Source organism: Stutzerimonas sp. (assembly GCF_982611455.1).
Window position 1 is genome coordinate 45,741 of sequence record NZ_CEXBBO010000015.1, and the last position, 15,024, is coordinate 60,764.

Below are 15,024 nucleotides of genomic sequence, written 5' to 3' on the forward strand. Positions count from 1 at the left end.
GACCAAAGTTGAGTGCGAAAAGCAGATGATTTAATCAGGGCCTAATAGCCGATTGCCAGCAATCAGTCTGTGGAGCTGGACAGGGCGCACATCGAGAACGAAAACCTCGATTCAATGCTGCTGTAAATGCCCGTAAAGCTTGGCGTAGAGCCCACCGTCGGCGATCAGTTGCTGATGTTCACCTTGTTCGGCGATGCGTCCATCGTCGAACACCAACACCCGGTCGGCCTGCTTAACGGCCGAAAGTCGGTGGGCGATAATCAGCGTCGTGCGGCCCTGAAGGAAACGGTTCAAACCCTGATGCAGCGCATATTCGGTGGCGGCATCCAGGGCGGATGTCGCCTCATCGAGAATCACCACCTTGGGCTCGGCCAGCACCATTCGCGCCACCGCCAAGCGTTGTCGCTGACCACCCGATAGGCGTACGCCAGAGCGCCCGACAACGCTGTCCAGCCCCTGGGGCAATTGGCGGATCGTCTCCGCCAACTGCGCGATTTCCAGTGCGTGCCAGCAGGCCTGATCATCACGCTCGCGTCCCATCAGCAAATTGGCGCGTACCGTGTCGTTGAACAATGCGGGATGTTGCAGTACTACAGCAACATTGTCGCGTACGGTGCCCAGGCCGATCTCTTCCAGCGCCACGCCGGCGAAACGGATCTGGCCCGCCTGCGGTTGGTAGAGGCCCAGCAGCAACTGGACCAAGGTGCTCTTGCCGCCACCGCTGGCACCAACGATGGCCACTTTTTCGCCCGCCGCGATCGACAGATCCAGACCTTCCAATACGGGTTCATCCTGATAGGAGAATCGCAGCCCGCGAACGTCGATATCCACCGTGTCCCGTCCCGCGAACGGGTCGTTGCCGCCGGCATACTGCGGCTCGTCGGCACGCGCCAACAATTGATTGATGCGGCTGAGCGCCCCTCCGGCAGCATAAAAGGCGTATTGCAGATTCAGTAGCTGTTCCACCGGCCCGATCATGAACCACAGGTAGCTGAACACCGCGAGCATCTGACCGATCGACAAATCGGAGAACAGCACCGTGAGCATCGCCGCGGCGCGAAAAATGTCGATGCCGAACTGGAACAGCAGGCCGCTGGCGCGGTTGGAGGCATCGGTCTTCCACTGCGAGGCCACGGCGTAATCGCGTACTTCGCGGGCGCGCAGGCCGAGGCGTCCCAGAAAGAACCCCTGGCGGTTGCCGGCGCGCACTTCCTGGATCGCATCCAGCGTCTCGGTCAGTGCCTGGGTAAACAGCGAAGTACTGTCGTTCTCCAGTTTCTTCAGGTGTTTGACGCGCTTGCCCAGCTGCACCGTGGCGTAAATCACCAATGGGTTGAACAACAGAATCAGCAGTGCCAGCTGCCAATGCATCCAGACCAGAATCGCTGCCGTGCCGGCGATTGAAAGCAGTGCAACCAGGAGACGACTGAGCGTGTCGCCGATGAACTTATCGATGGTTTCCAGATCGGTGACCAGGTGCGCGGCGACCGTGCCGCCGCCGAGGCTTTCGTATTCGCTGAGGGCGATGCGCTTGAGCCGCTCGATCAGCCTTATACGAATGCGATAGACCAGATCCTTCGAGAGCCGAGCGAACAGCCGCGCCTGCAAGACGTTGAAAATCAGCGCTGAGGCCCGCAGCAGGAGCGTCGCGCAGAGCATCAGCCCGATATAGCCAATCGCCGACTGCCAGTCCGTCGGCAGGAACTTGTCCATTATTTGCAGCGCCGCATCGCCCTGCCCCAGCAACACCTCGTCGACCAGCAGCGGGAGCAACAAGGGAATCGGCACGCTGCACAGGGTTGCCAACACTGCGACTAGGTTGGCGAGAATCAGCGCCTTGCGGTGATGCAGCGCGAGACGGCGGATCTCCGCCCAGCTGAGCTGATCAGGCATGGGCATTGTGGTCCAGCCAACGCGCCAGCAAGGGCGACAGCACGTCGAGCGGCTGGAAGCCGTTGGTCACCAGCGCCAGCTGACCGTTGTGCTCGGCGAGCAAGGTGGGGAAGCCTGCAATGCCCAGATTGCGCGCCCAGTCGAAATCGGCCACGGTGGCGTCGCGCACCGCCTGGGAATCGAAACGGTCGGAAAATTCGATACGTGGAATGCCTGCCGCTTCGGCCAAATCGACCAACTCCGGCGGCAGCGTAACGTTGCGGCTCTCGACATAGAACGCGCGCTGGATCAGCCCAGCCAGCGACCACGCCAATTTCGCATCGAGACTGCGCGCCGCCACAAGCGCTCGGCAGGCAGGCTCAGTGTCGTAGACCAGGCCTTCCGGCAATCCCGCATCGAAATTGAATGGCTGCCCACTCGCTTCATGCACTGCGCGCCAGTACGACGCGGTGCGCTCCCGGCCGGCCTGATCCATCGCGGTTCGCTCCTGGCGCAGGCCGCCGACGACGAGATCGGCGCCGACGCCCTGCTCCTGTGCCTGGGCAACCAGCGACTGCACCACCGGAGCGAAGCCCCAGCACCAGGAGCACATCGGGTCCATCACGTAGATCAGTCGAGTGCTCATCGGGGCTCCGGTTCTATCGGGTGGAGCGCACACTGCGCACCGTGATTTCGCAAACGGGTTCTGCTAAGCGCCCTGCTTGCGGTAGTTGTGACCGATCGGGTGCGGCTGGTTGCGCTTGAGCGCCAGTTCGATCTGCTTCTGCCGTTCACGCGCACTGTGGCGAGTCTTCTCGCTGAGAGTGTTCCAGCAATGCGGGCAACTGATACCTGGAGCGTAGTGCTCCGATTGGCGATCCTCCAGCGAGATCGGCGTGCGACAGGCGTGACACTGATCGAAGTCGCCCTCACTGAGGTCATGGCGCACGGTCACACGGTTGTCGAAGACGAAGCAGTCCCCGCGCCAGCGCGTCTCGTCCTGCGGCACTTCTTCAAGGTATTTGAGAATGCCGCCCTTGAGGTGATAGACCTCCTCGAACCCTTCGCCGAGCATATAGCTGGAGGCCTTTTCGCAGCGAATGCCGCCCGTGCAGAACATCGCGACCTTCTTGTGCTTGGCCGGGTCGTAGTGCGCCTTGATGTAGTCGGGAAACTCGCGGAACGACTTTGTTTGCGGGTCGATCGCACCTTCGAAGGTGCCGATGGCCACCTCGTAATCGTTACGGGTGTCGATCAGCAGCACCTCGGGGTCATCGATCAGGGCATTCCAGTCCTGCGGTTCGACATAGGTACCGACCCGCTGATTGGGATCGACGCCGGACACACCAAGGGTGACGATTTCCTTCTTCAGCTTGACCTTGGTGCGGTAGAACGGCTGCTCCTCGCAATACGACTCCTTGTGGTCGATATCGACCAGCCGCGAATCGGTGCCAAACCAGGCGAGCAAAGCATCTATACCTTCGCGGCTGCCAGACACGGTGCCGTTGATGCCTTCTTCGGCAAGCAAGAGCGTCCCTTTGATGCCATTGGCGTTAAGAGTTTCGAGCAGGGGCTCGCGCAACGCGACGTAGTCCGGCAGCGAGACGAACTTGTACAGCGCCGCGACGACGATGTTCTGGGTCATGTGGGGAAATTCCTCCAGTGGTCGCTCACGTAAAGAGCGGACCGGGAATGCAAAAACGACAACGCCGGCGTGAGCCGGCGCGGCGCGCATTCTATCAATAAAACAGCAACAGGCTTCAAGCCACCGGGTCGGTGATTATTTATGCCCACCGGCGCAGACCGGGGACGCCGGCGCGGTGCCTTGCTGAACCCATTCTTCCGGCGTGTAGGTATGCACCGCGAGCGCATGCACCTGCTGCATCAGTTCGCCCATTGCGGCATAAACCTTCTGATGGCGTTTGACCGCGTTCAGTCCGGCAAACTGCTCGCTAACAACGACGGCCTTGTAGTGAGTTTCCTGACCGCGGCTGTGCATATGGCTTTCATCCAGCACTTGCAGATGCACAGGTTGCAGGGTCGCCTGCAGCGCGTTTTCAATCTCGAATAACTTGGTCATGCCAGTGGGCTCCGTCAGGGCTTCTTCTGGGTATCGAGTTCGGCCGTCATGTCGGCCAGTAATTTGTTCACTTGCGGCACGGCGCTTTCCAGCTTGGCCTGGGTTACCTGTGCCGAGCGGGCGTTGAGTTTCGGCAACTTGGTGAGCATCTTCTTGCCCAACTCAGACTCGTAGAACTCATTCAATTGACCGAGCTCCTGCTCGGTGAATTCTTCGGTGTATAGCGCGACCAGATCGGGCTTGACCTTTTCCCAGCCAATCGCCTTATCGAGCGCGGCATCGGCCTTCGATTGGTAGCTTTCCAGCAGCGCCCGCTTGCTCTCCGGCGCCTGGGTCTGCGCGAAGCGCTCGGCAAACATCTGCTGCACCTGGGCATACACCGGCACGGCCAAGCGGTCAGCGTTGACCAACTCAAGGAAGCGTTCAGCCTGAGTCGCATGGCTGGCGCTGTCGGCGCTGGCCTGGCCACTGAGCAGCGCCATCGACAAAGCGCTACAAAGGCCTAATGTACGAAGCCCATATATATCGAGAGAGTGCATGTGAAATTCCTTGCCGAACGATAGATGAGCCTCAATGGACACATTCTGCGCGCGGAGTTCCAATCCCTCAAGGAACCACAGGCCGGCAGATTGAACCAGTGTCGTCAGCTGACGACCTAACAGGAAGACCTCATCGATGGAGCACGGCATGACACGCACCGAAACCGACAGCCTGGGCCCAGTGGAGGTACCAGAGCAGGCCTACTGGGGCGCGCAGACCCAGCGCTCGCTGAGCAACTTCGCCATAGGCGATCAACGCATGCCGCTCGCCGTTTGCCACGCGCTGGCACTGATCAAGAAAGCCGCCGCTCGAGTCAACGACCGCATCGGCGATCTGCCGCCGGATATTGCCCGTCTGATCGAACAAGCCGCTGACGAGATCCTTCATGGGCAGCACGACGACCAGTTTCCGCTGGTGGTCTGGCAGACCGGCAGCGGCACTCAAAGCAACATGAACGTCAACGAAGTGATCGCGGGACGGGCCAACGAGCTGGCCGGCGGCGTTCGCGGCGGCAAGAACCCGGTGCACCCTAACGATCACGTCAACCGTGCTCAGAGTTCCAACGACTGCTTTCCGACGGCCATGCACATCGCCATCGCGCGGGCGATCCACGACGACCTGCTCCCGGCCATTGCCGAGCTTTCTGGCGGTATCGCCGAGCAAGCCGCGCGGCACGGCCAGTTGGTCAAGACCGGTCGAACCCACATGATGGACGCCACGCCGGTGACGTTCGGTCAGGAGCTGTCGGCGTTCGTCGCCCAGCTCGACATTGCCGAACAGGCGATCCGTCATGCCCTGCCTGCAGTCTTCGAACTGGCACAGGGCGGCACCGCGGTGGGCACCGGCCTCAACGCGCCGCACGGTTTTGCCGAAGCGATTGCCGCCGAGCTCGCCGCACTGTCCGGCCTGCCCTTCGTCTCGGCGCCAAACAAGTTCGCCGCGCTGTCCGGGCATGAACCGCTGGTCGCCCTCTCCGGCGCGCTGAAAACCTTGGCCACGGCGCTGATGAAAATCGCCAATGATCTGCGTCTATTGGGCTCGGGGCCGCGCGGTGGCTTCGCCGAGGTGCGTCTGCCGGCCAACGAGCCAGGCAGCTCGATCATGCCGGGCAAGGTCAATCCGACCCAATGCGAGGCGCTGTCGATGCTCGCCTGTCAGGTGATGGGTAACGACGTGACGGTCGGCTTCGCCGCCAGCCAAGGCCACCTGCAGCTCAACGTGTTCAAACCGGTGATCGTGCACAACATGTTGCAATCGATCCGCCTGCTGTCCGATGGTTGCCGTAACTTCAATACGCACTGCATCGTCGGCATGGAGCCAGACGCTGCGCGCATGGCCGAGCATCTTGAGCGCGGCCTGATGCTGGTGACCGCGCTCAACCCGCATATCGGCTATGACAAGGCGGCGGAAATCGCCAAGAAGGCTTACGCCGAAGGCCGCACCTTGCGCGAAGCGGCGCTGGAGCTAGGCTACCTCACCGATGAAGAGTTCGATCAGTGGGTACGGCCGGAAAGCATGCTGGAGTCCAGCCGTGGCTGAGCTGGGGCGACGCCCACCGTTTGTATGGTGGTGGGCTGAAGCCCACCCTACGAAACCGGAGCTCGACTACCTTACCGACGAGGAGTTCGCTCAGTGGGTGCGACCGAAAACCGTGCCGAAGTCCAGCCGCCGCTACGCGGTCGAGGATGAAACGGGGCACTGCCCAGTACAACGAAACTGCGTTTGCATTTGTAGGGTGGGCTTCAGCCCACCAGGTACGTGGCCGCCGCCCAACGACGGCCGACAAACGCGCTCGCTCCACGTGCAGCTTGAGGCTTGCGCTTAAATGAAACGTGCCGCTCTCAGCGCACCGCTTCGAACAGCCCCGAAGCACCCATCCCGCCGCCGACGCACATGGTCACTACGCCATAACGCAGACTGCGGCGCTGCAGCTCGCGGATGAGATGGCCAGCCGTACGCGACCCAGTCATGCCGAACGGATGACCGATGGAAATCGAGCCGCCGTTGACGTTGAACTTCTCGTTGTCGATCTCCAGCGTGTCGCGGCAGTACAGACACTGCGAAGCGAAGGCTTCGTTGAGCTCCCACAGGTCAATGTCGCTGACTTGCAGCCCCTTGGCCTTGAGCAGACGCGGCACTGAGAAGACCGGGCCGATGCCCATCTCGTCCGGCTCGCAGCCGGCCACGGTGAAGCCGCGGAAGAAGGCGCGCGGCTTCAGACCAAGCTCAATGGCCTTGTCCAGACTCATCACCAGTGTCATGGAGGCGCCGTCGGAAAGTTGCGAGGCGTTGCCTGCGGTGACCGAGCCGTCCTCGGCGAACACTGGCTTGAGACCCGAAAGGCTTTCCAGCGTGGTGTCTGGACGATTGCAGTCGTCACGATCGACTACGCCTTCATGCTCGGTGCGCTCGCCGGTGGCCTTGTCTTCAGTAAAGTACCGGACGTTCATCGGCACGATTTCGTCCTGGAACAAGCCCTCGGCCTGGGCGCGCGCGGTGCGCTGCTGGCTTTGCAGGGAGTAAATGTCCTGCTGCTCGCGGGTCACGTTGTAGCGACGCGCGACCATTTCGGCGGTCTGGCCCATGCTGTGATACAGGCCCGGAACCCGCTCTTGCAGAATTGGGTTGAACAGGTTGTCGGTGTTTTTGCTCTTGGCCGTCAGGGTGATGGACTCGACCCCACCGGCGACGATCACGTCACTGCAGCCGGAGGCGATCTGATTGGCGGCAATGGCAATCGCTTGCAGGCCGGACGAGCAGAAGCGATTGAGCGTCATGCCTGCGCACTGAATGCCAAGGTTCGACAGCACCGCCACGTTGCGGCCGATGTTGTAACCCTGCGCACCTTCGTTGGAGCCGGCACCGACGATGCAGTCCTCGACCAGCCGGGGGTCCAGGTCGTTGCGCGATAGCAGCGCATTGACACAATGGGCCGCCATGTCATCGGGGCGGGTCATATTGAACTTGCCGCGAAAGGACTTGGCCAGGCCGGTCCGCACGCTGTCGACGATCACTACTTCACGCATGGCATACCTCGAATTGTTTGGCAGACCGCAACGCCACCGCGCTCGCTGTTCAGCGATCTGCTTGTTGGTGATGGGTTGAGCATAGTTCCAGCCATTCGCCAAAGGCGACGACCATTCAGCGGGGATATGGTCGACCATCGCTCCGTCATTTTTCGCCGATGGCAGCCGCCAGCGCATCGTTGAGGGTGCGCAGTACCTTGACCCGGGCGAAGCGCTTATCGTTGGCCTCCACCAGCGTCCACGGTGCGATCTCGGTGCTGGCCCGGTCGACCATATCCGCCACGGCGGACCCGTATTCGTCCCATTTGTCGCGGTTGCGCCAGTCTTCCTCGGTGATCTTGAAGCGCTTGTGTGCGGTGGTTTCGCGCTCTTTGAAACGCTCCAACTGAGTGTCCTGGTCGATGGATAGCCAGAACTTGACCACCACCACACCGGCCTCGACCAGTTGTTCTTCGAAGTCGTTGATTTCGGTGTAGGCACGCAGCCATTCGTCCGGTGTGCAAAAGCCCTCGACCCGCTCTACCAGCACGCGGCCGTACCAGGACCGGTCGAATATAGTGAATTGCCCACGCGCCGGTACATTGCGCCAGAAGCGCCAGAGCCAGGGCTGGGCCAGCTCGTCTTCGCTGGGCGCGGCGATTTGCACGATGCGGTACAGCCGCGGGTCCAGCGCATCGGTGACGCGACGGATCGCACTGCCCTTGCCTGCCGCGTCATGGCCCTCGAAAAGCGCCAGCACGCCACGCTTGCGCAAGCGCGGGTCGCGCAACAGCTGCGATAGGCGCGCCTGTTCCTGGGTGAGCTGCTCTTTATAGTCCTCCTTGCTGAGCTCTTGTTCGAGGTCGAGGCTGCCGAGCAGACTCAGGCGATCCATATCCAGTTCGACCGGCGCGGTATGCGGCTGCGAAGGATGCTGATCAGCGGCATCCAATGCCGCGTTTAGCCCTTCGAGCAGCAGGCGTCCGGCGGTCAGGCTGCGATAACGCTCGTCGAACCCCTCGATGATGTACCAGGGCGCAAAGTCTCGGCTGCTGCGGCGCAGGATCAGCTCGCCATAGCGCACGAACTTGTCGTAGGTCTTCGATTGTTGCCAGTCCAGCGGGCTGATGCGCCAGCTGTGCAGCGGATCGTCCTTGAGCGTATCGAGGCGCTCCTGCATACGCTCCTTGGAAAGATGAAACCAGAATTTGAAGATCAGTGTGCCTTCCTTGCAAAGCATGCGCTCCAGGCGCTGGGCCCGATCGATGGCCAGCTCCAGGTCGGCCTTCTTGATGCGGCCGTGCACACGATCCTCAAGCATCTTGCTGTACCAGTTGCCGAAGAAGATGCCGGTCTGGCCCTTTGGCGGCAAACGTCGCCAGTACCGCCAGGCGGGTGGGTGCGAGAGTTCTTCATCGGTGGGCACATCGAAGCTGTCGACGCGAATCAGCCGCGGGTCCATCCATTCGCTGAGCAATTTGATCGTCTCGCCCTTGCCCGCACCTTCGATGCCGTTGATCAGAATGAGCACCGGGAAGCGCGCCTGTGCGCGAAGCCGATACTGCGCCTGCAGCAATGCCTCGCGTATGGCGGGGACCTCAGCGTCGTAGGTCGCGTTGTCAATAGTGTGGCCGATTTCGGCGGATTCGAACATCGCGTTCTCCAGAATCAAGATTGCTCTAAACCTAGCAGGCATGTTGATGCGACAAAGCACGCCCGCGGCAGGTTTCGCACGGCTGTTAGAATCGGGTCTTTTCGTTCCTGGATGCGCACGATGCCCGCCCACTCCTCCACCGGTTTTCAGCACGCCGAGCTCGACTGGGACGCGAACGGCCAGCCGCAATCACGCCTGTACGGTGACGTCTACTTTTCCCGCAGCTCGGGCATGGCCGAAACCGCTCATGTATTCCTCCAACCGAACGCGCTCGCCGAGCGTTTTGCCGCGCTGTCGGCTGGAGAGCGGCTGGTGATCGGCGAAACCGGATTTGGCACCGGGCTGAACTTTCTCTGCGCATGGGCGCTGTTCGAGCGCACCGCACCCTTGGATACCGGCTTGCACTTCGTCAGTGTCGAAAAGCATCCTCTGACCCGTGACGATCTGCAGCGCGTATTGACGCTATGGCCTGAGCTACAGGGCCAGGCGCAGCAGTTGCTCGATCAATACGTGGCGGTGAATCCTGGTTTTCAGCAGTTTCGGTTCGGACGCGTAGTGCTGACACTGCTCATCGGCGATGTGCTCGACTGCATGAGCAACCTCGACGCGCAAGTGAATGCCTGGTTTCTCGACGGCTTCGCCCCGGCAAAGAACCCGGACATGTGGCAGCCGGAAGTGTTTGACCAGTTGGCGCGGCTGTCGGCTGCGGACGCAACCCTGGCGACCTTTACCAGCGTTGGCTCGGTGCGACGTGCGTTGAAGGAGGCTGGATTCGAGGTCAAGCGCATTCCTGGTTTTGGCCAAAAATGGGAAAGCCTGCAAGCGCGCTCTCTCGGACAAGTTGCGCAACAGCCCAAACCCTGGTTCGCCCGACCGGCGTTCAAACCGACGCAACGCAAGGCACTGGTAATAGGTGCGGGGCTGGCCGGTTGCGCGAGCGCAGCGAGCCTGGCGGCACGTGGCTGGCAGGTGACAATGCTCGAGCGGCACGGCGATGTCGCCCAGGAGGCTTCCGGCAATTCCCAGGGTGTGCTTTATCTCAAGCTGTCGGCGCACGGCACGGCACTCTCACAGTTGGTGGTCAGCGGCTTCGGCTATACCCGCCGACTGCTAAGCCACCTGCAACAAGGACGGGACTGGGACGCCTGCGGCGTGTTGCAGATTGCATTCGATGACAAGGAGGCCGCGCGCCACGACGAACTCGCCAGCGCCTATACACCCAGTCTGCTGCGTGCTGTGGATCGCGCCCAGGCCGAGCAATTGGCTGGCGTTGCACTGGCCAATGGCGGCCTGTTCTATCCCGACGCCGGCTGGGTACATCCGCCTGCACTGTGCCGCTGGCTGGTCGAGCATCCCGCCATCGAACTGATCCGGCATCAACAGCCTGTCGAGCTGCGTCGTGTAGGTGATCACTGGCAGGCGCTGGACGGTCACGAGGTGCTGGCTGAAGCGCCAGTGGTGGTGCTCGCCGGTGCGGCGGATGCCGCACGATTCAGCCAGAGCGCTTGGCTGCCGCTCAAGCGTATCCGCGGCCAGATCACCGGATTGCCGGCCACCGAGCGAAGTGCTGCGTTGCGCACCGTCGTGTGCGCCAAGGGCTATGTCGCCCCGCCGCACGACGGTCTGCATACGCTTGGCGCGAGCTTCAATTTCGCCACTAACGACCCGGCACCTAGCGAAGCGGAACACCGCTCCAACCTAGACATGCTCGAAGAGGTTTCAGCTGATCTGTATCAGCGCCTGCAGGCCGACACACGCCTGATCGGTGACATGCATGGGCGCGTCGCCTTCCGTTGCACCAGCCCCGACTACCTACCGATCATCGGCCCGTTGGCAGATGCTGCGGAGTTCGCCGAGGCCTATGCGGTGTTGGGTAAGGATGCGCGTCAAGTACCCGACATGCCCTGCCCTTGGCTGGATGGGCTGTACGTCAATACCGCTCACGGCTCGCGCGGTCTGATTACCACGCCGCTTGCGGGCGAACTGCTGGCCGCCTGGCTCGATGGCGAGCCGCTACCCGTACCACGTGCTATCGCCGAGGCCTGTCACCCGAACCGATTCCTGCTGCGCAAAGTCATTCGCCGAACCAATTGAATCGATGTCGCCGCCGCCGTGAGCCAGAATTCGGGCGAGCGCCGACCACTTAGCAATCAGCCACGGCGCGCGGGGTCGTCCCAGAAGGGGCGGTTCGATTCCGTTTCGATATCGGCTCGGCTCAGCCCGATATCCTTGAGCATGCCGTCACTCAACGAGGCGAGCTGCTGCCGCTGGCGATACAGGGCGTGCCAGCGGCGCACTTGTTGCCAGGATGCGCGCAAAAGCGTGGTAAGCGAGACGCCATCGGCGTAACGCAGGTGGCGAACTTTCAAAACCTCAGCATGGCTTTTCATCTGACGCACCTCCTTTTGGATGGCGCCAGTTTCCTGCTGGGATTAAGATCAATCCAACGAATGTTTCTGATGGCATACATCTCGGAGATTGATCAATGGCCAACTATCCTAGTATCGATGCCGAACTGCTACGCAGCTTCGTTGCCATTGCAGATTACGGCGGTTTCACCCGTGCGGCCGATGCCGTCAATCGCACCCAGTCAGCCATAAGCATGCAGATGAAGCGTCTCGAAGACGACGTGCTGCAACGGACGCTATTCGAGCGTGACGGGCGCCAGGTCCGGCTAACGGCGGAGGGTCAAGTGCTGCTTGGCTATGCCCGAAGAATCCTCAAGCTGCATGGCGAAGTCCTGACCACGTTGCGTGAGCCGCATATGACCGGATCGGTACGCATCGGCACACCGGATGATTACGTCATGCGGTTTCTACCGGGCATTCTTTCGCGCTTCGCCCAGGCCTATCCGCTGGTCCAGGTGGAGGTGCACTGCGAGCCGTCTTACCAGTTGCTGCAACGCAGCGATTTGGACCTGTCCATAGTGACTCGCGAGCCAGGCACCGAGATTGGCCAACTGCTGCGCCGGGAACGCATCGTGTGGACCGAAGCAGCGGGATTCAACGTGCATGAACAACGGCCGCTACCACTGGCGATGTTCAATACCGACTGTTTCTGCCGCGCCTGGGCGTGTAATGCCCTGGACGGTCTGGATATGCCTTATCGAGTCGCCTATACCAGCCCGAGCCTGTCGGCGCTGATGGCCATCGTCGGTGCCGGCCTGGCGGTGACCGCCCAATTGCAGAGCCTGGTGCCGTCGGACTTACGCCAGCTTGGAGAGGCTGAAGGAATGCCCGAACTGCCGATGAGCAGTATCGTTCTGCTGCGCAGCGAGCGGAACCGATCACGGGTCAGCGAGACCCTGGCCGAACACATCGCCGAGGGGTTCCGTCTTTAGCAGGTACGGGGCCTTTCGCCTATTCCATCGATCCACATATCGAAGCGGCGCGTAGCAGCGCCGCGGTGATCCCGTGACGCTCCCATTCAGGCAAGGCGGCAAACCGCGTAACGAACTCCGGCGGCAACAACGAGGGTGCCTGTTGTTGCAGCGCCCTGCCCTCCGCTGTCAGTAGCAACCACTGGCGGCGCCGATCCTGGTCGTCGCGCTGGCGAAGCAGCAAGCCACGCTCAGCGAGCCGATCAAGTTGGCCGGACAAGGTCGCGGCAGTCAGGCTGACGCGCTTGCTCAGCGCACTGGCGGTGAGCTGACCTTCGCGAGCCAACACTTGAAGGACCATCAATTGCACTGGGCTCAACCCACCGTAGCGCGCAAGCCGCTTGGCATGGACTTCTGCATCCTGCTGCAGCCGCCGAAGGGCCTGGAAGAGCGATAGCTCAAGTGTCGCCATAGCGACTGAATTACTTTCAGCTGAAATAATCTTGTTACCCATAAGCCACAATTTACGATAAGAGTACGGTTTGACATGAAAGCATTCATTTGTTTTCCTGTAAAACTCGACTGACCTCACAGGATGCGATTCAGGCAGCGCTGGCAGCGCCCAAGCAACACCCGTATGCAGCGCCCCAGAGCGGCGCACGCTGGTCTGAAAACCTGAACTTCGCGATCCGCGCGTCAGTCACACTCCCCAACGGCAATACCGGTAAGGATCTTATGTGTGGCATAGCTGGCGAACTTCGCTTCGATAATCAACCGGCCAATCTGGCCGCCGTTGAACGTATCACCCAACATCTGACGTCTCGTGGCCCGGACGCCTGCGGCTTCAATAGCCAAGGCCCCCTCGCGCTTGGTCATAGACGCCTGAAAATCATGGATCTCTGCGAGGCCTCGGGCCAGCCGATGATCGATTCGGCGCTGGGCCTTTCGATGGTCTTCAACGGCGCCATCTATAACTACCCCGAATTGCGCGCCGAGCTCGAAGCGCTGGGCTACAGCTTCTTCTCCGGCGGCGATACCGAGGTGTTGCTCAAGGGTTTTCATGCCTGGGGCGAAGCCTTACTGCCGCGCCTGAATGGCATGTTCGCCTTCGCCATCTGGCAGCGCGACGTGCAGGAGCTGTTCATCGCGCGAGACCGCCTGGGCATCAAGCCGCTGTATCTGTCTCGAAACGGTGAACGCCTTCGCTTCGCCTCGACATTGCCGGCGCTGCTCAAGGGCGGCGATATTGCCGGCGTGCTGAACCCGGTGGCGCTCAATCACTACATGAGCTTCCACGCCGTTGTGCCGGCGCCGGACACGTTGATCGCCGGTATCGAAAAACTGCCGCCGGGCACCTTCATGCGCGTCGACGCCACCGGCAAGGCGAGTCAACATCGCTGGTGGGCGCTGGAGTTCGGCGCTTCGGAAGAAGAACAGCGATACAGCTTCGAGGACTGGCAAGAGCGCACCCTGACGACCCTGCGCGAGTCCGTCGCCCTGCGCCAACGCGCGGCGGTCGATGTCGGCGTACTGCTGTCCGGTGGCGTCGATTCCAGCCTGCTGGTCGGCCTGCTGCGCGAAGCCGGCGCGGCGGATAATCTGCTGACCTTCTCAATCGGCTTCGAGGATGCCGGTGGCGAACGCGGTGACGAGTTCAAGTATTCCGACCTGATCGCCAACCACTACCAGACCCGCCATCACCAGCTGCGCATCCAGGAAAAGGAAATCCTCGAGCAGCTGCCTGCGGCCTTCCAGGCCATGAGCGAGCCGATGGTCAGCCACGACTGCATCGCCTTCTATCTCCTATCGCGCGAGGTCTCCAAGCATTGCAAGGTGGTGCAGAGCGGCCAGGGCGCCGACGAGCTGTTCGCCGGCTATCACTGGTATCCGCAGGTCGATGGCGCGCAGGATCCGGTCGCGGCTTACCTGGCGGCGTTCCGTGATCGCAGCTACGAGGAGTATGCCGAGACCATGCAGCAGCAATGGGTCAAGGGCGACTTCTCCGGCGACTTCGTACGCCAACACTTTGCGCAACCGGGCGCCGACGCAGCGGTCGACAAAGCCCTGCGGATCGATAGCACGGTGATGCTGGTGGACGACCCGGTCAAGCGCGTCGACAACATGACCATGGCCTGGGGCCTGGAAGCGCGGGTGCCGTTCCTCGACCACAACGTGGCGGAACTGTCGGCGCGCATTCCGGCCAAGTACAAGCTGCCGGATGGCGGCAAGTACGTGCTCAAGGAGGCGGCGCGCAAGGTGATACCCGCGGCGGTAATCGATCGGCCGAAAGGGTATTTCCCGGTTCCGGGACTCAAGCATTTGCAGGGCAACACCCTGAACTGGGTACGTGAACTGCTGACGGACCCGAGCCAGGATCGCGGCTTGTACAACCCGGCAATGCTCGACAAGCTGCTCAACGATCCCGAGGGTCAGTTGACACCGCTGCGCGGCTCGAAACTGTGGCAGCTGGCGGCAGTCAACCTATGGTTGAGCGAACAAGGCCTATAAGCACCCGATCATGACGGTGCCTGATTCATGCGGACACCTGTGCTCC

Annotated in this window: 13 protein-coding genes; 4 read left to right on the forward strand and 9 right to left on the reverse strand. The window is 61.5% G+C overall.

Features of this window, described 5'->3' with window-relative positions; translation table 11 throughout:
- Positions 1-111 precede the first annotated feature (111 nt).
- From AC2LD7_RS11145 to AC2LD7_RS11165, 5 genes are all read right to left on the reverse strand, one after another.
- Positions 112-1,893 carry an ABC transporter ATP-binding protein gene (locus AC2LD7_RS11145; protein ID WP_484597799.1) on the reverse strand — a complete coding sequence of 594 codons (1,782 nt, stop codon included), beginning with the start codon at positions 1,891-1,893 and terminating at the stop codon, positions 112-114.
- Complete coding sequence (locus tag AC2LD7_RS11150) at positions 1,886-2,518, reverse strand: DsbA family protein (protein ID WP_484597800.1); 633 nt, start codon at positions 2,516-2,518, stop codon at positions 1,886-1,888. The genes AC2LD7_RS11145 and AC2LD7_RS11150 overlap by 8 nt, the downstream gene beginning before the upstream one ends.
- Before the next feature lie 63 nt (positions 2,519-2,581).
- Positions 2,582-3,517, reverse strand: a complete 936-nt coding sequence (gene trhO, locus AC2LD7_RS11155) for an oxygen-dependent tRNA uridine(34) hydroxylase TrhO (RefSeq protein WP_484597801.1) — start codon at positions 3,515-3,517, stop codon at positions 2,582-2,584.
- A 135-nt stretch (positions 3,518-3,652) separates the two neighbouring features.
- The gene (locus tag AC2LD7_RS11160; protein ID WP_484597802.1) at positions 3,653-3,952 is read right to left on the reverse strand and encodes a BolA family protein; all 300 of its coding nucleotides are present in this window, start codon (positions 3,950-3,952) and stop codon (positions 3,653-3,655) included.
- 14 nt (positions 3,953-3,966) lie between these two features.
- Complete coding sequence (locus tag AC2LD7_RS11165; RefSeq protein ID WP_484597851.1) at positions 3,967-4,434, reverse strand: DUF2059 domain-containing protein; 468 nt, start codon at positions 4,432-4,434, stop codon at positions 3,967-3,969.
- A 205-nt stretch (positions 4,435-4,639) separates the two neighbouring features.
- Between AC2LD7_RS11165 and AC2LD7_RS11170 the strand changes: the two genes are divergently transcribed.
- A complete protein-coding gene (locus AC2LD7_RS11170) occupies positions 4,640-6,031 on the forward strand; it encodes a class II fumarate hydratase (protein WP_484597803.1) in 1,392 nt (463 codons plus the stop codon).
- Between the two features lie 302 nt (positions 6,032-6,333).
- On the opposite strand, the gene AC2LD7_RS11175 is transcribed toward AC2LD7_RS11170, so the two are convergent.
- Both AC2LD7_RS11175 and pap read right to left on the reverse strand, forming a co-directional pair.
- Positions 6,334-7,518, reverse strand: a complete 1,185-nt coding sequence (locus AC2LD7_RS11175; protein WP_484597804.1) for a thiolase family protein — start codon at positions 7,516-7,518, stop codon at positions 6,334-6,336.
- 145 nt (positions 7,519-7,663) lie between these two features.
- On the reverse strand, positions 7,664-9,151 hold the full coding sequence (gene pap, locus AC2LD7_RS11180; protein ID WP_484597805.1) for a polyphosphate:AMP phosphotransferase: 1,488 nt from the start codon (positions 9,149-9,151) through the stop codon (positions 7,664-7,666).
- A gap of 120 nt (positions 9,152-9,271) precedes the next feature.
- Between pap and mnmC the strand changes: the two genes are divergently transcribed.
- On the forward strand, positions 9,272-11,245 hold the full coding sequence (mnmC, locus tag AC2LD7_RS11185) for a bifunctional tRNA (5-methylaminomethyl-2-thiouridine)(34)-methyltransferase MnmC2/FAD-dependent 5-carboxymethylaminomethyl-2-thiouridine(34) oxidoreductase MnmC1 (protein ID WP_484597806.1): 1,974 nt from the start codon (positions 9,272-9,274) through the stop codon (positions 11,243-11,245).
- A 56-nt stretch (positions 11,246-11,301) separates the two neighbouring features.
- Here the strand turns inward: mnmC and AC2LD7_RS11190 are convergent, their stop codons facing one another.
- Positions 11,302-11,541 carry a DUF1127 domain-containing protein gene (locus tag AC2LD7_RS11190; RefSeq protein ID WP_484597807.1) on the reverse strand — a complete coding sequence of 80 codons (240 nt, stop codon included), beginning with the start codon at positions 11,539-11,541 and terminating at the stop codon, positions 11,302-11,304.
- Positions 11,542-11,636: 95 nt separating this feature from the next.
- Here AC2LD7_RS11190 and AC2LD7_RS11195 point away from each other — a divergent pair, with 95 nt between their 5' ends.
- Complete coding sequence (locus tag AC2LD7_RS11195; protein WP_484597808.1) at positions 11,637-12,491, forward strand: LysR substrate-binding domain-containing protein; 855 nt, start codon at positions 11,637-11,639, stop codon at positions 12,489-12,491.
- 19 nt (positions 12,492-12,510) lie between these two features.
- On the opposite strand, the gene AC2LD7_RS11200 is transcribed toward AC2LD7_RS11195, so the two are convergent.
- The gene (locus AC2LD7_RS11200) at positions 12,511-12,942 is read right to left on the reverse strand and encodes a MarR family winged helix-turn-helix transcriptional regulator (protein ID WP_484597809.1); all 432 of its coding nucleotides are present in this window, start codon (positions 12,940-12,942) and stop codon (positions 12,511-12,513) included.
- 263 nt (positions 12,943-13,205) lie between these two features.
- Here AC2LD7_RS11200 and AC2LD7_RS11205 point away from each other — a divergent pair, with 263 nt between their 5' ends.
- Positions 13,206-14,978, forward strand: coding sequence for an N-acetylglutaminylglutamine amidotransferase (locus AC2LD7_RS11205; RefSeq protein WP_484597810.1), 1,773 nt, complete (start codon positions 13,206-13,208; stop codon positions 14,976-14,978).
- Positions 14,979-15,024: the final 46 nt, after the last annotated feature.